Source organism: Pseudomonas helleri, from assembly GCF_045830615.1.
Lineage (GTDB): Bacteria > Pseudomonadota > Gammaproteobacteria > Pseudomonadales > Pseudomonadaceae > Aquipseudomonas > Aquipseudomonas helleri.
On sequence record NZ_CP174501.1, the window covers coordinates 3,006,993 to 3,022,719 of the forward strand.

Genomic DNA, 15,727 nt, shown 5'->3' on the forward strand with positions numbered 1-15,727 from the left:
AGCCTGTAGGAGCGAGCTTGCCTCGCGATCTTTTGATCTGTTGAACAAAACATAAGATCAAAAGATCGCGAGACAAGCTCGCTCCTACACCAATCAACATTCTTTGATCTGTTCCCACAACTGCGCCACCTGCTCGGCACTGCTGGCCTTGACCCGCGCCAGGTCGACGGGATAGTCGACGCCAGGGTTTTCAACGAAACGGGTGGCGGTGAACTGACCATTGCTGGCCCGTACGATGTAGCCGGTGTCGCGGCACTGCTGCGAAGCCAGAAACACCACGCCGGGTGTGACCCATTCCGGCTTGAGGTTGACCGGTGCTTCGGTCAGGCCCCACATTCTGGTTTTTGCCACCGGCGACACAGCGTTAACCAAAATCCCGTCGACCATTCCCTCCATGCTCAGGGCATTCATGACGCCCAGTTGCGCCATTTTGCCTGCCGCGTAAGCCACCAGCCCCGGCTGTGCATAGGGCTGGTACATGGCCCGGTCCGAGGTGGTCAGGACCACCCGCGCGGCTGGCGATTGCCGCAGGTGTTGCCAGGCATGTTTGCACAACCAGACAGGCGCGTAGACATTGATATCCAGTGCCCGCTCGATAAAAGCCACCTCGGCCTCTTCTATCCGCTGATAACCGACCCAACCCGCGTTGTGAATCACGATATCCAGTTGCCCAAACGTGTCGACCGCCGCCGCGACCAATTGCTCGCACCCACGCTCGCTGGCAAGGTCGGTGTGGTGACCCAGCACGCTGTAACCTTCGGCCTCAAGCGCACGTGCCGCCTCGTAGGCAATCGAGGCATCGGCACCTTCGCCCAGCGTATCCGCGCCAATATCGCTGATCACCACATTGGCGCCCAACCTTGCCAGTTCGCAGGCGTAGCTCAGACCCAAACCTTGACCAGCGCCCGTTACAATTGCGGTTTTGCCTGCAAAGTCCACAGTTGACTCCTCTTGATCACTGCCCTCACCTTAACCCTGCCTTAGAGGCTTGTTTAATACTGTTCAAGCGCGAAGTTGATACGCTGCGCCTATCACAGTTCAAAGGAAGGAACGGACACCATGATCGAGACCCGTCTGCTCAAGCAGTTCATTGCCGTTGCCGAAGAATTGCACTTCCACAACGCCGCCAAGCGCCTGCACATGGCCCAGCCTGCACTCAGCCAGGCGATTAACCGCCTGGAAGACAAACTGGGGATCAGCCTGCTGACACGCAGCAAACGTGAAGTGCGACTGACGCCTGCGGGCAGCGCCTTTCTGGACACGGCCTACAGCACCCTCAACACGCTGGAATCCGGTGCCGAGCATGCGCGCTTGGTGGCACAAGGCATCGCTGGCAAACTCACGGTCACCACCGTGTCCATTGCCCACTACACGCCGCTGCTCAATGCACTGCGAGCGTTTCGCGATACCTTCCCCAACGTTCAGTTGACCCTCAAGGAAATGCCCTCAGCCAGCCAGGCCCAAGCGATCTCGCACGCTGAAGCGGACATCGCCTTTATGCGTAAACAGCCTTTTGACACGCCCAATTTGCAGTCGCGCTTGCTGTTTGAAGAGGCAATCGTCATGGCCTTGCCCGCCGATCACGCCAAAGCCCATGCCGCCGACATCGACCTGCGTGACTTCGCAGATGAAGCGTTTGTCTTCACTCCCGAAGTGCTGGGCAGCGGTTATCACCGACAACTGATTGCCCTGTGCGACGCCGCGGGTTTTTACCCGAAGGTGGTGCAGGAAGCGGCACAACTCCACACCGTGATCGGCCTGGTTGCCTGTGGCTTCGGTGTGGCGTTGGTGCCGGCCTCCATTGCCCGTTCGTTTACGCAAGACAACGTGGTGTTTCGGAGCATTTTGCCGGTGGCGCAATCACGCAACCCCGGCATTGGCCTCTATGTGGGCTGGCATGCCCACAACGTTTCACCGCTGGTTGAGCGCTTTATGTCGATATTGGATCTGAATGTAGCGCTCAAGGATGTGTCGACAGCGCCGGGGAGCCATGCGGTTCAGCAAACGATTCCCGATAACTCGCCGGGCTGAAAATGCGGGTTAACAGCAGCATCGCTATAACCCCGACAATCAACACCCACCAGGCGCTGACAAAGCTGCCCGTGAGTTCTCGCAACCAGCCGGTCAACCAGGGCGAGACCGCGTTGATGAGAAACCCCACCCCTTGCACAAACGCCGCCAACTGCCCGGCTGCACGAGGTTCCCGGCAATGGTCAAGGGTCAGGATCAGGCTTAGGGCAAAACAAGCGCCCAGACCAAAGCCGATCAACGCCACCCAGATATGCGGCGACTCAAGCGGCCACATCACCAGACCGAAAAACCCAAATGCCTGCGCAGCAAGGCTGAGGGCCAAAAACGGGCGTCTGTCGCGACTGCGCTGCGCCAGAGCAGGCATCACCAACGCGGCCAGCACCTGAAACACGGTCATGAACGCCAGCAGCGAACCGCTTTGGGTCGCGCTCCAGTCCATTTGCAGGTAATACGCCGGCAGCCAGGCAACCATGCTCATGTAACCGCAATTAACCAGCCCGAAGTACAGCGCCAACAGCCAGGCCCTGCGTTTGCGCCATGGCTGCGCAGACGCGCCGTGAGTGCGCGCAGTCAGCCCGGCAAAAGGCAACAGCCACCACATCAATAGCGCCGCCAGCGCGGGCAACAACCACACGCCGAGCCCGGCCTGCCACTGGCTGAAATGCCCGGCCACCACCGGGCTGAGCAACGCGGCCAAACCGCCACCTCCCATCAACGAGGCCGAATACACCCCCAAAGCCAGCGCCACTTGCCCCTGAAATTGGCGCTTGATCAGCGCCGGCACCAATGCCTGAATCAACGCTACACCGGCGCCGCCCAGCAAGGCCGTGATGAGCAACACTTCAGCCTGATGCCCCAGCAGGCGCCACAGGCACGCGCCCAGAATCATCAGCAGGCCCAACGCCACGCCCCGTCGCTCGCCCAAACGGGCTTCTATGCGCACCCCGAGCAAGGCCACCAGCCCCATGCAAATCACCGGCAGGCTGGTCAGCCAGGCGCTGCTTTGAAAGCTCATGCCGGTGTCGCCACGAATCTGCATCAACAATGGGCTGATGGAACTCAAAATCGGCCGCAAGTTAAGCCCCAATGCGATGATCAGGGCCCAACTTGCCAGGCTGCGCAGACGGGTTTTAGTGAGCGGCATGGCGCGCCTGCCAGTTTTCATAGACCTCAACCATTGCGGGCTGCGGCAGATGTTGCACGTTCAGGCGCTGCTCGCTCAATGGCAACGCCAGTTGCTGGTAGATCGCCGCCGTAGACAAACCAAACGGTTCACCCAGTTCGTTTGCTGCGCCATACACGGCACGGCTCACACCGCACAGGTACATGGCGGCCAGGCACATCGGGCACGGCTGGCCACTGGCGTAGATCACGCACCCGTCCAGACGCGAGCCCAGGTGCTGGCTGGCACGGCGGATGGTCAGCAATTCCGCGTGGGCGGTCGGGTCTTGGTCGAGATGAATTTCGTTAACCGCCTCGACAATTACTTTACCGTCCTTGACCAGTACTGCGCCAAAAGGTCGTCCACCCTCGGCAACGTTGATGCGCGCCAGTTCCACCGCGCGTTGCAGGTAATCTTGATCGTTATTCATGAACACTCCCGTGCAGGTCATTCACTGGGCGCCAGCGTCACGCAGCAACTTGGCCGTTGCGCTCTGACCGCGCTGCTCTGCCTGATACAACGGGCTGTGACCCTCGTTGTCCGGCAGGTTGAGATCTGCGCCCGCCTGAATCAGTTGGGCAACAATCTGCTGATGAGCCGGGCCACCATCGGACAGTACGATGGCTTCCATCAAACAGGTCCAGCCCAGTCGATTGACATGGTTAACGTCGACCCCGGCGGCAATCAACAAGCGTACGGTTTCAACATGGCCGCGCTCACACGCGGGAATCAACGCGGTGCCGCCGTAACGGTTGGTGCTTTTCAGGTCCGCGCCATGGGCCAGCGTCAACTTGAGGATGTCGTTGTAACCACTGGCACCCGCCAGCAAATAGGCGCTGTCGTGCATCAGGTTTTTCTGATTGACGTCGGCGCCCGCCGCTATCAAGGCGCGGGCGATCTCAACGTTGTTGCGCTGGGTCGCCAGCAGCAGCGCGCTACTGCCGTCCGGCGCCTGTGCCTTCAGATCCGCACCGCCGGTGATCAATTGCTGCACGTGGGTCACTTCACCACTACGCACCGCATCCAACAGACTTTTCTCGTTAGCCATCACTCCTCCCATCATTAATATCCCGACCGCTAGAAGGCCGGATTTAAACGTCAGGCGACTCATGGTCACTTTCTCTCTGCAGATTCAATGAAGAACGAGTATGGTCAGCCAGACAGGTATTCTGAAATTAAATATAACCATGCCTTTCAGTGGCAATTCGAATGGTGACGTGTATGTTCGATCCCGTGTTGTTGCGCAGTTTTGTTGCCGTGGTGGAGTGCGCCAATTTCACTCGGGCAGCGCAGCGGCTGCATTTGACTCAGTCCACGGTCAGCCAGCAGATTCGTCGCCTTGAAGACAACCTTGGCTGCACACTGCTCGATCGCGATCAACGCCACGTCATTGCCACGGCTGAGGGCGAGCGCTTGCTGGCCTATGCGCGGCGCATTCTGACGCTCCATGAAGAAGCCCGTGAGGCCATGTTCAACCAACAAAGCGAAGGCGTATTGCGTTTGGGGGTGCCGGAAGATTTCGCCGCAGACCGTTTGATGCCGTTGCTGTCGAGCTTCGGCCTGGAGCATCCGGGTGTGCGTCTGGAAGTCACCAGCGGCTTGGGCCCCGACTTGCAGCGGCTATTTCGCCGGGGTGAGTTTGAGGTGTTGCTGGTCAAGCAGATGGGCCAGAACGATGATTGCCTGGCGAGTTGGCCAGAACCTTTGTGCTGGGTCGACAGCCGCTCCCAGCCAGCGCTGGGGCGTGATCCGTTGCCGCTGGTGACCTTCCCCGCAGGCGGCTTGTACCGCAATGAAATGCTGAACCACCTGGAAATGGGCGGCTGGCACTGGCGCATCAGTTATTCGAGCGCCAGCCTGGCCAGTGTTTGCTCAGCAGTGGCCGCGGGTTTGGGCGTCAGTTTGCTCCCGCGGCGGGTCATCACCGCAGGCCATCAAGTGCTCGACGCCAGCAGCGGCCTGCCAGATATCCAGGGCGTGTATTTGGCGCTCTATGCTCAGGGCGGGCTGAGCTACGCTGGCAAAGTGTTGCAGGAGCAATTGCTTAATCTGTGCGCAGGTTTGGGACAGACAGGGTGACCGCAGGCTCGGGCTATTAGGCGATCCTTCGGCTCGCATCGCAGCCTCGTGCCTCGTCAGCGACTACAAGCGGGCTGGGGGACGGGGCTTATCACGCTGCCATCGCGAGCGGTGATGCATAATTCCCCGCGCCAAAACTCGGCGAGAAAGACTTCTTCAGTTTCAAGCCCCAGTTCTTTGATTTTGTCATCCAGCCATTGCGGATCATGGCCGATGGAGGTCAGTTGATCGAGTCGCGCCTCACCGTTAAACATGACGATCACCGACGGCATGTCGCGTTCATCGCAAATGACCGTCAACTCGCCACCCGGCTCAATTTGCGCGTAGTAGACCTGCTGGAAAGCACACGCCCCCTGAGCATGTAACTGCGAGGCTAGCCGCAAGATGTCTATCTTGTGTTTATTATCGACCAGATTTTCAACAATGAACTTTCCGTTCTTGATGATCGGTATAGGGCTACCGATCGCAAAACCACGCAGCACCTGGATATGTTTAGTGGCGGTATTCAGTATGTAGATCAACAACACACCTAATAACAGCACCAGCAAATATTGTTTAAAGGGAATGGTATCGCTATAAATAACACCCCCAATAATACCGCCCAGAATAAAGTTGCCAATCAGGTCGATCGCTGTCATTTGCGACAGTTGGGTCCGGCCTGACATATACATGTGAGTTGCAATAATCGCGAACCCCGCCACGAATTTCGCCAGTACCCATGCGTAATACTCCATACCACTCCCTTATCAATCACTTTGCGCAATGTCCAATGCGCACCAGCGTAGCAGGTTTGAAATCCACGAGACAAAATCAATAGCCTTGCGTCTGCCGGGCATCCTTACAGGCCGTGAGCTGGTAATTAATCAGGCTGTACAACGTATGGGTATCCGAGGACTGCACCGTTTGTGTCTCGGCATAATCCACTTGTATGGCATCCAGCTTCGCTTTGTTTTCAGACATCTGCACGATGCAGCGATTGACGTTATCAGAGCGTAGCGGCTGCGAACTTGAAATATCAGCGTATTCCAGAGTGCGTGTGGCAATCACTTGTTTAATCGCCTCAACTTTTTCCCGTGCAACTTTATCTTTATCAGCCTCACACCCGGCCAATACTAAAACTGACAAAAAACCCACTGCACAATGCTTGATCACCGTCATACCCTGAATTCCTTAAGGGAACTGATCTTCATTTTTGTACCGTTTGAACCGCCACGCCGGGTTTAAACATCCCCAAAACTTGCGCTTACTGCCTCAATTTAGAGCACTTAGATGACACTATTGCCTTCATCCGACCTTAACCACGCTCATTCAGAACCTTGGTATGCAGGTATTTGTCGCAAGACCCGGCATTGAGCGCCGGGCCACGCAATCAAAAAGCAAAGGCTGTGCCATTTAACCGCCCATCTACAACGGGAGGGTTGTCACTGAGCGCTATCAATCAGCTTTCAGATACAACGGTTGAGGCCTCTGCCGATTCAGTCGCCAACTTCAATCGGTCAGCCTTGCTAACGTAAGTGGACTTTTTTTTCGGTGCCAATTTGGCACTGGCTTTCTTGGCATGTGCCTTTAAAAGCTGCTGGATCTTTTTACGACGATTCATCTTGGGTCACTCGGTTTGTAAGCGTTTGAATCATATCAGTTAAAAGAAGCAGGCCGGTCACCCGAACACGTACTGTCCAGGTAGGCGAGTAGACCGCGAGAGTGAAATCTACTCCTGGCGCGTCCAAACCGCCAGTTCATAACCGTCAGGATCGACAAAATGAAAGCGGCGCCCACCGGGGAAAGAAAAGGTCTCACGGCTGATCACGGCGCCCAAGCTTTTGATGCGTGCCTGAGTGGCCTCAAGATCATCAGCGTACACAATCACTAATGGCCCACCAGGCCGAACCGGTTCACCCGTGGTGAAACCACCCGTCAAGCGGCCATCATTGAACTCTGTGTACGCCGGACCGTAATCGACGAATGTCCAGCCGAACGCACTGCCATAGAAGGCTTTGCTGCGGCTGATATCGCCCACATTGAATTCGATATTGTCGATCTGCCGATCGTTACCGTTAGCACTCATGAGAACCTCCCGCCTGTCGTGAAAAGAGGTTAATCATAGTGTTATTTAGCTACCACTGCGCAGTGTCAGAGCCGAGTTCATGGGCTGGTAATGCCCACCAGGCCGGGCAGCCTGCGATCTGAACAGGCCATTGGATGCATACTGATCCGGTCCCGCGCGAACTATGTGGGTGAAGCGGTGCAGGCTTGAGACCTCACCCCCGCTTTCTTGTAGTCGCTGACGAGGTACGAGGCTGCGATGCGGGCCGCAGGACCGCCAGCCGGGGTCGCTGCGCAACCCATCGCAGCCTCGTACCTCGACAGCGACTACAGGTGTCTATTAAATTCAGGCTTGCTTGATACATATGGATAAACGTATATTCGGATAAACATATACACAGAGGCAAACCCATGCTTAATCCAGCCGCCATTTTCAAATGCCTGGCCGACGAAACCCGGGCCAGAGCCACCTTGCTGATCACCCGTGAGGGCGAGCTATGCGTGTGCGAACTGGTCTGCGCTCTGGACGAAAGCCAGCCGAAAATATCCCGGCACCTCGCACAATTGCGCAGTTGCGGGTTGCTGCTTGATCGTCGCCAGGGCCAATGGGTGTATTACCGCTTGAACCCGGAACTCCCCGCCTGGGTGCGTGAAGTACTGGAAACCACCCTGACGGCCAACTCCGAGTGGCTTGCGTCAAACACTCGCCGCCTCAGCACCATGGATGGCCGCCCTCTCAACACAACAGCGTGCTGCTGATCAAAGGACGAGACGCTTATGCTCACCGCCTCCGCCATTTTTTTGTTCACGCTGGTCTTGGTCATCTGGCAACCCAGAGGCCTGGGCATCGGCTGGAGTGCCACATTGGGCGCTGCGCTGGCCCTGATTACAGGGGTTGTGAAGCTGGATGATATCCCTCTGGTCTGGGGCATTATCTGGAACGCCACGGCCACCTTTATCGCGGTCATTATCATCAGCCTGCTACTGGATGAAGCTGGTTTTTTTCAGTAGGCGGCCCTGCATGTGGCGCGCCTGGCCAAAGGCAAGGGCCGCCGCCTTTTCGCCTTTACCGTGCTGCTGGGGGCTGCCGTGTCGGCCCTGTTTGCCAATGACGGCGCGGCCCTTATCCTCACGCCCATCGTGATGTCGATACTGCTTGCTTTACGTTTTTCGCCCGCCTCTACCCTGGCGTTTGTCATGGCCGCCGGGTTTATTGCCGATACCGCCAGCTTGCCTCTGGTGGTCTCAAACCTGGTCAATATCGTTTCGGCGGACTACTTCGGGCTGAGTTATAGCGCGTACGCCTCGATCATGGTGCCGGTGAACATGGTGGCAGTCGCCGCCACCCTCGCGGTGTTGTACGGGTTTTACCGCCGCGACATCCCGCACAGCTATTCACAAGACGACTTGCAAGAACCTCGACAGGCCGTGCGCGACGTCATGACCTTTCGCGCAGGCTGGGGCGTGCTGATTCTGTTGCTGGCGGGCCTGTTTGTACTGGAACCCATGGGCATTCCCATCAGTGCCATTGCTGCGGTGTGCGCCGTTATTTTGCTGGCGGTCGCTGCCCGTGGGCGCATCATTTCGACCCGCCGCGTGGTTCGCGAAGCCCCTTGGCAAATCGTTCTTTTCTCGCTGGGTATGTACCTGGTGGTCTACGGGTTGAAAAACGCTGGCCTGACAGACTATCTGACCCTGGCCCTTAATTATCTGCTCGACTCCAATCTGTGGCTGGTCACGCTGGGCACCGGGTTTCTCTCGGCATTTCTGTCATCAGCCATGAACAACTTGCCTGCCGTATTGATTGGCGCCCTGTCGATTCACGCCAGTGAGGCCAGCGGTGTCATGCGTGAAGCCATGATCTATGCCAACGTCATCGGCGCCGATCTGGGCCCGAAAATAACCCCTATTGGCAGCCTGGCGACACTGTTGTGGCTGCACGTTTTGCAGCGCAAAGGCATTCGCATCACCTGGGGTTACTACTTCAAGACAGGCGTGATTTTGACCCTGCCGATTCTGTTCATCACCTTGTCGGCCCTGGCCTTGCGCCTGAGCCTTTAACCCTCTGACCAACCAGTGAGCAACCTTATGCGGATCCTGTTTATGTGCACGGCCAACAGCTGTCGGAGCATTTTGTCCGAGGCCATGTTTAACCACCTCGCCCCTGAAGGCGTCCAAGCCTTCAGTGCCGGGAGCTTTCCCAAAGGCCAGGTGCTGCCGCGCAGTTTGAGCACACTGCAACAAGCCGGTATCAGCATCGCGGGCTTGAGCAGCAAGGGCAATGAAGCCTTCGAAAGCAACCCGCCCGACATCGTGATTACCGTCTGCGACAAAGCAGCCGGCGAAGCCTGCCCTGTGTACTTTGGTCCGGCGATCAAAGCCCACTGGGGGCTTGAGGATCCATCAGAAGTTGTTGGCGATGAAGCAGCAATCTCGGCGGCTTTCCACGCGACCCTGGCGCTTATTGAAAAACGTTGCCGCGCCCTGCTGGCCCTGCCTCTTGCCCAGCTCGACAGTGCAAGCCTGAAGCAGCACCTGGACCGCATCAGCACCCTCTAACCGGAGTTCACATGACCGATCAACTGCCTAATCTCGACACCTCATTAGCCACCGGCACGCTGGTCGATGCCGACGTTCATAAACCCCGGATCCTGCTGTTATACGGCTCGACCCGCGAACGCTCGTTCAGCCGTTTATTGGTTGAAGAGGCCGCCAGATTGCTGGAGCACTTCGGCGCCGAAACCCGGATTTTCAACCCCAGCGGCTTACCTTTGCCGGACGATGCACCCGTCGATCACCCAAAAGTGCAGGAACTGCTAGAACTGATGCAGTGGTCTGAAGGCCAGGTCTGGTGCTCCCCGGAGCGCCATGGCGCCATGTCTGCGGTGTTCAAGGCGCAAATAGACTGGGTGCCTCTGGCATTGGGGGCCGTGCGCCCCACCCAGGGTAAAACCCTGGCGGTGATGCAGGTCTGTGGCGGCTCGCAATCCTTCAACGTGGTTAACCAACTGCGAGTGCTGGGGCGCTGGATGCGGATGTTCACTATCCCTAACCAGTCGTCAGTCCCAAAGGCCTACCTTGAATTTGATCAACACAACCGTATGCAACCCTCTGCCCTGTATGACCGGGTGGTGGACGTGATGGAAGAACTGGTCAGGTTCACGCTGTTGCTCAGAGAGCGCCCTGATCTGGTTGACCGCTACTCGGAGCGCAAGGAATCAGCTGAAGCACTGACTCAACGGGTTAATCAACGCTCCATTTAGTCGTCAGCGCCACACCGCAGACCCGATATGCCAAAATCGCCCTTTTGCCCAGAACGAGCGTTTGATGGACTCACGTGAGTGCCGCGCATTCGGGCTGACAAGGAACTGCAGTTGAACGAACACACATTGTCCATGCGCCTGGAACGGGTGGCGGCGCACGTGCCCGCCGGGGCCCGATTGGCAGATATTGGCTCGGATCACGGTTATCTACCGGTAGCGCTCGTACACCGTGGCACCCTCTGCGCGGCAGTCGCAGGTGAAGTGGCCTTAACGCCCTTCCATGCCGCACAGCGTACCGTGCGCGAGAACCAGCTTGAACAGCAGATTACCGTGCGCCTGGCCAACGGCCTGGCAGCCATTGAACCGTCCGACGGCATCACCGCCATCAGCCTGTGCGGCATGGGTGGCGAGACCATCCGCGACATTCTCGACAGTGGCAAGGCGCACCTGCGCGGTGAGGAACGCCTGATCCTGCAACCCAATGGCGGCGAACAACCTCTGCGCCAATGGCTGATGGACAACCACTACCGCATCGTCGCTGAAGAGGTGCTGCAAGAAAACCGCTTCTACTACGAAATCATCGTCGCTGAACGCAGCGGGCCCGTGACTTACAGCGCCGAAGCACTGTATTTCGGGCCGCTGCACTTAGAGGCCCGTAGCCCGGTATTCCTGGCCAAATGGCAGCGTATCCTGGGCGAGCGGCAAAAAACCTTGGAGCAATTCGCCCGTGCACGGCACGCCGTACCCGAGCACAAATTGCAAGACATCGCCCAACAGATACGCTGGATCACTGAACTGCTGGCCTGACGATTAATCCAGGTCGGCCGCCTCATGCCGCTCCGGCACCTGGCTGGCCTCATCGCCCCACGTCCGGTTAACCCGCAGCCCGCGAACTACCGCCGGGCGATTGGCAATTTCTTCAGCCCAACGCTGAACATGGGTGTATTCGTGGGCTGAAAGGAACTCCGCCGCCGAGTACACCGTGTTGCGCACCAGTTGACCGTACCAGGACCAGACCGCGATATCGGCGATGGTGTAGGTGTCGCCCGCCAGATACGGGGTTTCAGCCAGACGACGGTCCAGCACATCCAGTTGACGCTTGACCTCCATAGTGAAGCGGTTGATCGGGTACTCGAGCTTTTCTGGCGCATACGCATAGAAATGCCCAAACCCGCCGCCCAGATAAGGCGCAGCACCCATTTGCCAAAACAGCCAGTTGAGGGTTTCGGTACGCCCGGCCAGATCAGTCGGGATAAACGCGTCGAACTTCTGCGCGAGATACAGCAGGATCGAACCCGACTCAAACACCCGAATGGCAGGCTCTACGCTGCGGTCCAGCAGGGCTGGAATCTTGGAATTCGGGTTGACCTCAACAAACCCGCTGGAGAACTGATCCCCCTCGCCGATACGGATCAACCAGGCATCGTACTCAGCCCCGGAGTACCCCGCTGCCAGCAACTCCTCCAGCAGGATCGTCACCTTTACCCCATTGGGCGTGGCCAGCGAATACAACTGCAAAGGATGCTTGCCGACCGGCAATTCCTTGTCATGTGTGGGGCCTGCAACCGGGCGATTGATACTCGCAAAATGGCCGCCAGACGGAGCGTTGTTTGTCCAGACTTTAGGCGGAACGTACGGTGTATTGCTCAAGAGACGGGCCTCATCGGTTGTGTGCTGAGATGACCAGAACCCGCTTAGACACTGGGTTCGTTGACCACAGCACAGCATAATCAGCCAGCAAATGCCAATGAATGACGCTCACACAAGCAAAGAAGAATCGACTGCCTTGGTCAATCAGCCCTTGTAACGCAACGCTTCAACCAGCAGCGCGAAGGCAGGCGACGATTGGCGCCGACTTGGGTAATAAAGATGAAAGCCGGCGAATTGCGGCGACCAGTCTTCAAGTACTTGAATCAGCCGACCCGTTGCAAGATACGGCGCCACCAGGTCAAGAGGCAGATAGCTCAGCCCAAAGCCATCCACTGCTGCGTGCAACAATTGATAGACACCGCTGTAGGTGACTTGGCCTTTAACCCGCGCCTTGATGACTTCGTCATTCTTGGCGAACTCCCACGCATACAGGCCGCCATTGGTGGGCAAACGCAAGTTATTGCATAAGTGATGCGTGAGCGCTCGGGGTGTGTCAGGTAATTGGCGCTGAGCAAAGTAGGCCGCCGAGCCAACCACGCACATGCGCATATCCGGGCCGATTCGGGTAGCAATCATGCCTTCAGCCACGTCCTCGCCCAGCCTGACCCCGGCGTCAAAACCTTGGGCGGCAATGTCGACAAAGCTGTAATCGCAGCATACCTCCACCGAAATATCCGGGTACTTGGGCAAAAACTTTTTGAGCACGGGCCGGATGATCAGGTCCAGTACATGATCTGTGGCACTAATGCGGATATTGCCTGCCGGGGTATCGCGCAAATCACTCAGCCCGGCCAACTCAATTTCAATTTCCTGAAAAAGCGGCCCTACTTTTCTGATTAAACGCTCGCCCGCTTCAGTTGGCGAAACACTGCGGGTAGTGCGCGTCAGCAACCGCAGACCTAGCCGCGCCTCTAACGCTCGAACAGTGTGGCTTAGCGCCGATTGAGAAACACCTGACTTGGCAGCTGCCTTAGTGAAACTACGCTCACGTGCAACAGCAAGAAAGGCGAGTAAGTCGTTAGCATTTTCTCGCAACATTGATGAGCACCTTTCATAAATATTATCGAACTCTAGCGACTAATCATTGCAATTGGCAGTTGTTAAATTTAAGTGACTATTCTCATGGCGAGTTTCCTGCCCCCATCTGAACGACCTTTAGAGGTAACACCATGCTAACGATTACGACCAATGGCTCCCAGCCATCCGCCAAGGGTTCGGCCGACTACTTTACCGGCACAGTGCGTGTCGATGCGCCTTTCAAAGGCACCGAAGACGCTCGAATCAGCGGTGCCACAGTGACCTTCGAACCAGGTGCACGGACTTCATGGCACACCCACCCACTAGGCCAAATGCTTATCGTCACCGCAGGCTCGGGGTGGATTCAGGAGTCCGGCCAGCCGGCGCGTTCAATCAATCCGGGCGATACGGTATGGATCCCCCCCTACGTCAAACACTGGCACGGTGCGACAGCGACGTGTGCAATGACTCACATCGCAATAGCCGAAGCACTGGAAGGCGAAGTGGTTGAGTGGATGGAGCACGTCAGCGATGAGCACTATGCTCAAGCTCGTTAACCGTACCTCGGCGCTTTTAAGTCAACCTGGAGATGCCTGTGAAAAATACCCGTAAAGTCACCGTTGTCATCGGTGCAGGTTCGATTGGCCAAGCGATCGCCCGTCGGGTCAGCGCAGGCAAACATGTGCTGTTGGCCGATCTGCGTCAGGACAACCTCGATGCAGCGGCCAAAGTGCTGCTCGATGCCGGTTTCGACGTCAGCACCGCTATCGTCGATGTGTCATCGCGCCACTCAGTCGAGGCGCTTGTCCAAACCGCAATGACCCTGGGAGAGATCACCGGGGTCATTCACGCCGCCGGTGTTTCCCCTTCACAAGCACCTGTGGCCACCATTTTGCGTGTGGACCTGTATGGCACTGCGCTGGTGCTGGAAGCCTTCGGCAATGCGATCGCCGAAGGAGGTTCAGGTATTGTCATCGCCTCGCAATCAGGCCACCGGTTACCCGCGCTCACCCGTGAACAGAACAGCGCATTGGCGACTACCGCCGTTGAAGACCTGTTGACGTTGCCCATGCTTCAACCCGAGAACATCAGCGATCCGCTGCACGCTTACCAACTGTCCAAACGCGGCAACTCGCTGCGCGTCATGGCCGAAGCCGTTCGCTGGGGAAAACGTGGGGCGCGGGTTAACACCATTAGTCCCGGCATCATCTTCACCCCGCTGGCCAGAGACGAACTCAACGGCCCACGAGGCGAAGGTTACCGCCGTATGCTTGACCTCTGCCCAACAGGTCGTGGCGGCACACCCGATGAAGTCGGCGCCCTCGCCGCCCTGTTGATGGGACCCGAAGGCACCTTTATCACCGGCAGCGACTTTTTGATGGACGGTGGCGTGACTGCCGCTTACTGGTATGGTGACCTTGCATCGCAATAGGGCGCCTTCAGCCACCCGGCAGAACAACTTGCTTCAGTTGCTCAACAACGACGGCTTCGATAGCACCCTGACTGGCGCCTTGCTCAAAAGCAGCGCAACACACCGTTGTGTCGCCGTCGCTTATACGGTAAACGGCAATGACACTGCCTGGCCCGCAGCCTGTGTGCCCTGTCAGGGTATAACCACCCGCAACAGCCCCCTGCATCACCCCCAGGCCATAGCCCGGGGTGATCCATGGACGCTCGGGAATCGGACCACCAACTATTCGTGCTGTCTGCATGTCCTGAAGCAAGGCTGTGGGGAGGAGGTCTGTGCACAAGAGCCGATCGAGAAATAGCGCCGCTTGCGAGACAGGGCCGATCAACAGACCGTGATACACCCAGGCGGGATCATAAGTTGAGGTGCTTCCTGGAATGGAGGCTGGCAAGTCTGATCGTGACTTGGCAAAGCGAACGTTTGACAGACCCAGAGGAGCAAGCGCCCGTTGCATCACCGCGTCATCAAGCGCCAGACCCGTCAGGCGCTCAATTAGCCTGCCGATATGCCAGTAGCCCACATTCGAATACCGCCAACCGGTTCCGGGACTGTATCGAAGTCGGGTACCGTCGAGGCGTTGCATCATTTCATCAGCAGACCAGGCTGGTTCGCCGTTGCTAACGGCTGTGTGATAGTCAACGAGTTCACCATAATCAGCCAGACCCGCCTCATGCCGCAGTAGCTGGCGTAATGTGAACGGCTGATCAAGTATTGGCTCGTCCAGGCTGACCAGCCTGTCACGTACTAACGTCAGAGCCGTCGCAGCCAGGACTGTTTTAGTAAAGCTCCACCAAGGGACCATCAGATCTGATGGGGCAGACGATTGAGGCTGACCGTTTGATATGAGTGAACTGAGCATTGGCTTCCTTGGAGGGTTGAGCGGATCGACACGATATCCCATTCACTCTTCCTGGACGTAGCCGCGCCAAGCTCGGCAACTGCTACGACGATCAATACAATCCGTAGGAGCGAGCTTGCCTTGCGATCTTTTGATCTTTAAAAGCTCGCAGCCTT

The 15,727-nt window shown here is 57.4% G+C and carries 19 protein-coding genes and 1 pseudogene; 9 read left to right on the forward strand and 11 right to left on the reverse strand.

Annotated elements, in window-relative coordinates; translation table 11 throughout:
- Positions 1-93: 93 nt before the first annotated feature.
- Positions 94-939: an SDR family NAD(P)-dependent oxidoreductase gene (locus ACJJU9_RS13350; RefSeq protein WP_407728698.1), complete on the reverse strand. Its 846-nt coding sequence runs from the start codon at positions 937-939 to the stop codon at positions 94-96.
- A 120-nt stretch (positions 940-1,059) separates the two neighbouring features.
- Between ACJJU9_RS13350 and ACJJU9_RS13355 the strand changes: the two genes are divergently transcribed.
- A complete protein-coding gene (locus tag ACJJU9_RS13355) occupies positions 1,060-2,031 on the forward strand; it encodes a LysR family transcriptional regulator (protein WP_407728699.1) in 972 nt (323 codons plus the stop codon).
- On the opposite strand, the gene ACJJU9_RS13360 is transcribed toward ACJJU9_RS13355, so the two are convergent.
- From ACJJU9_RS13360 to ACJJU9_RS13370, 3 genes are read right to left on the reverse strand one after another with little or no spacing between them, the layout of a single operon-like run.
- Positions 1,961-3,175, reverse strand: coding sequence for a CynX/NimT family MFS transporter (locus ACJJU9_RS13360; protein WP_407728700.1), 1,215 nt, complete (start codon positions 3,173-3,175; stop codon positions 1,961-1,963). The genes ACJJU9_RS13355 and ACJJU9_RS13360 overlap by 71 nt on opposite strands.
- Entirely contained in the window at positions 3,162-3,623 is a 462-nt protein-coding gene (locus ACJJU9_RS13365) for a nucleoside deaminase (protein WP_407728701.1), read from the reverse strand. The genes ACJJU9_RS13360 and ACJJU9_RS13365 overlap by 14 nt, the downstream gene beginning before the upstream one ends.
- A 21-nt stretch (positions 3,624-3,644) precedes the next feature.
- Entirely contained in the window at positions 3,645-4,304 is a 660-nt protein-coding gene (locus tag ACJJU9_RS13370) for an ankyrin repeat domain-containing protein (RefSeq protein ID WP_407728702.1), read from the reverse strand.
- A gap of 110 nt (positions 4,305-4,414) precedes the next feature.
- Here ACJJU9_RS13370 and ACJJU9_RS13375 point away from each other — a divergent pair, with 110 nt between their 5' ends.
- Positions 4,415-5,272, forward strand: a complete 858-nt coding sequence (locus tag ACJJU9_RS13375) for a LysR family transcriptional regulator (RefSeq protein WP_048373420.1) — start codon at positions 4,415-4,417, stop codon at positions 5,270-5,272.
- Between the two features lie 56 nt (positions 5,273-5,328).
- On the opposite strand, the gene ACJJU9_RS13380 is transcribed toward ACJJU9_RS13375, so the two are convergent.
- The 4 genes from ACJJU9_RS13380 to ACJJU9_RS13395 form a co-directional block, all read right to left on the reverse strand.
- A complete protein-coding gene (locus ACJJU9_RS13380) occupies positions 5,329-6,006 on the reverse strand; it encodes a DUF421 domain-containing protein (protein ID WP_153350618.1) in 678 nt (225 codons plus the stop codon).
- Positions 6,007-6,082: 76 nt separating this feature from the next.
- Positions 6,083-6,430, reverse strand: a complete 348-nt coding sequence (locus ACJJU9_RS13385) for a hypothetical protein (protein WP_153350619.1) — start codon at positions 6,428-6,430, stop codon at positions 6,083-6,085.
- A 280-nt stretch (positions 6,431-6,710) separates the two neighbouring features.
- On the reverse strand, positions 6,711-6,872 hold the full coding sequence (locus tag ACJJU9_RS13390) for a DUF2986 domain-containing protein (protein ID WP_082148799.1): 162 nt from the start codon (positions 6,870-6,872) through the stop codon (positions 6,711-6,713).
- A gap of 108 nt (positions 6,873-6,980) precedes the next feature.
- The gene (locus ACJJU9_RS13395; protein WP_407728703.1) at positions 6,981-7,337 is read right to left on the reverse strand and encodes a VOC family protein; all 357 of its coding nucleotides are present in this window, start codon (positions 7,335-7,337) and stop codon (positions 6,981-6,983) included.
- A 389-nt stretch (positions 7,338-7,726) separates the two neighbouring features.
- Here ACJJU9_RS13395 and ACJJU9_RS13400 point away from each other — a divergent pair, with 389 nt between their 5' ends.
- From ACJJU9_RS13400 to ACJJU9_RS13420, 5 genes and pseudogenes are all read left to right on the forward strand, one after another.
- On the forward strand, positions 7,727-8,074 hold the full coding sequence (locus tag ACJJU9_RS13400; protein ID WP_123749345.1) for a metalloregulator ArsR/SmtB family transcription factor: 348 nt from the start codon (positions 7,727-7,729) through the stop codon (positions 8,072-8,074).
- Between the two features lie 18 nt (positions 8,075-8,092).
- A pseudogene (locus ACJJU9_RS13405) lies at positions 8,093-9,376 on the forward strand (arsenic transporter).
- Between the two features lie 27 nt (positions 9,377-9,403).
- Positions 9,404-9,874, forward strand: coding sequence for an arsenate reductase ArsC (locus tag ACJJU9_RS13410; RefSeq protein ID WP_278938772.1), 471 nt, complete (start codon positions 9,404-9,406; stop codon positions 9,872-9,874).
- Positions 9,875-9,885: 11 nt separating this feature from the next.
- Positions 9,886-10,578: an arsenical resistance protein ArsH gene (arsH, locus tag ACJJU9_RS13415; RefSeq protein WP_153330229.1), complete on the forward strand. Its 693-nt coding sequence runs from the start codon at positions 9,886-9,888 to the stop codon at positions 10,576-10,578.
- A 111-nt stretch (positions 10,579-10,689) separates the two neighbouring features.
- A complete protein-coding gene (locus ACJJU9_RS13420; protein WP_407730994.1) occupies positions 10,690-11,385 on the forward strand; it encodes a tRNA (adenine(22)-N(1))-methyltransferase in 696 nt (231 codons plus the stop codon).
- A gap of 3 nt (positions 11,386-11,388) precedes the next feature.
- On the opposite strand, the gene yghU is transcribed toward ACJJU9_RS13420, so the two are convergent.
- Complete coding sequence (yghU, locus tag ACJJU9_RS13425) at positions 11,389-12,228, reverse strand: glutathione-dependent disulfide-bond oxidoreductase (protein WP_407728704.1); 840 nt, start codon at positions 12,226-12,228, stop codon at positions 11,389-11,391.
- 144 nt (positions 12,229-12,372) lie between these two features.
- On the reverse strand, positions 12,373-13,266 hold the full coding sequence (locus ACJJU9_RS13430) for a LysR family transcriptional regulator (protein WP_407728705.1): 894 nt from the start codon (positions 13,264-13,266) through the stop codon (positions 12,373-12,375).
- 131 nt (positions 13,267-13,397) lie between these two features.
- Between ACJJU9_RS13430 and ACJJU9_RS13435 the strand changes: the two genes are divergently transcribed.
- The gene (locus ACJJU9_RS13435; RefSeq protein ID WP_407728706.1) at positions 13,398-13,802 is read left to right on the forward strand and encodes a cupin domain-containing protein; all 405 of its coding nucleotides are present in this window, start codon (positions 13,398-13,400) and stop codon (positions 13,800-13,802) included.
- Positions 13,803-13,834: 32 nt separating this feature from the next.
- Positions 13,835-14,677, forward strand: a complete 843-nt coding sequence (locus ACJJU9_RS13440) for an SDR family oxidoreductase (RefSeq protein ID WP_407728707.1) — start codon at positions 13,835-13,837, stop codon at positions 14,675-14,677.
- Positions 14,678-14,684: 7 nt separating this feature from the next.
- Here ACJJU9_RS13440 and ACJJU9_RS13445 read toward each other — a convergent pair whose 3' ends face one another.
- Complete coding sequence (locus ACJJU9_RS13445) at positions 14,685-15,572, reverse strand: serine hydrolase domain-containing protein (protein WP_407728708.1); 888 nt, start codon at positions 15,570-15,572, stop codon at positions 14,685-14,687.
- Positions 15,573-15,727 lie beyond the last annotated feature (155 nt).

What these genes read in the sequence shown, in the direction of transcription:
- ACJJU9_RS13355 (WP_407728699.1), top strand. Translation starts at nt 1,060, where the DNA reads ATGATCGAGACCCGTCTGCTCAAGCAGTTCATTGCCGTTGCCGAAGAA.
- ACJJU9_RS13360 (WP_407728700.1), bottom strand. Translation starts at nt 3,175, where the DNA reads ATGCCGCTCACTAAAACCCGTCTGCGCAGCCTGGCAAGTTGGGCCCTG.
- ACJJU9_RS13365 (WP_407728701.1), bottom strand. Translation starts at nt 3,623, where the DNA reads ATGAATAACGATCAAGATTACCTGCAACGCGCGGTGGAACTGGCGCGC.
- ACJJU9_RS13370 (WP_407728702.1), bottom strand. Translation starts at nt 4,304, where the DNA reads ATGAGTCGCCTGACGTTTAAATCCGGCCTTCTAGCGGTCGGGATATTA.
- ACJJU9_RS13375 (WP_048373420.1), top strand. Translation starts at nt 4,415, where the DNA reads ATGTTCGATCCCGTGTTGTTGCGCAGTTTTGTTGCCGTGGTGGAGTGC.
- ACJJU9_RS13380 (WP_153350618.1), bottom strand. Translation starts at nt 6,006, where the DNA reads ATGGAGTATTACGCATGGGTACTGGCGAAATTCGTGGCGGGGTTCGCG.
- ACJJU9_RS13385 (WP_153350619.1), bottom strand. Translation starts at nt 6,430, where the DNA reads ATGACGGTGATCAAGCATTGTGCAGTGGGTTTTTTGTCAGTTTTAGTA.
- ACJJU9_RS13390 (WP_082148799.1), bottom strand. Translation starts at nt 6,872, where the DNA reads ATGAATCGTCGTAAAAAGATCCAGCAGCTTTTAAAGGCACATGCCAAG.
- ACJJU9_RS13395 (WP_407728703.1), bottom strand. Translation starts at nt 7,337, where the DNA reads ATGAGTGCTAACGGTAACGATCGGCAGATCGACAATATCGAATTCAAT.
- ACJJU9_RS13400 (WP_123749345.1), top strand. Translation starts at nt 7,727, where the DNA reads ATGCTTAATCCAGCCGCCATTTTCAAATGCCTGGCCGACGAAACCCGG.
- ACJJU9_RS13410 (WP_278938772.1), top strand. Translation starts at nt 9,404, where the DNA reads ATGCGGATCCTGTTTATGTGCACGGCCAACAGCTGTCGGAGCATTTTG.
- arsH (WP_153330229.1), top strand. Translation starts at nt 9,886, where the DNA reads ATGACCGATCAACTGCCTAATCTCGACACCTCATTAGCCACCGGCACG.
- ACJJU9_RS13430 (WP_407728705.1), bottom strand. Translation starts at nt 13,266, where the DNA reads ATGTTGCGAGAAAATGCTAACGACTTACTCGCCTTTCTTGCTGTTGCA.
- ACJJU9_RS13435 (WP_407728706.1), top strand. Translation starts at nt 13,398, where the DNA reads ATGCTAACGATTACGACCAATGGCTCCCAGCCATCCGCCAAGGGTTCG.
- ACJJU9_RS13440 (WP_407728707.1), top strand. Translation starts at nt 13,835, where the DNA reads ATGCCTGTGAAAAATACCCGTAAAGTCACCGTTGTCATCGGTGCAGGT.
- ACJJU9_RS13445 (WP_407728708.1), bottom strand. Translation starts at nt 15,572, where the DNA reads ATGCTCAGTTCACTCATATCAAACGGTCAGCCTCAATCGTCTGCCCCA.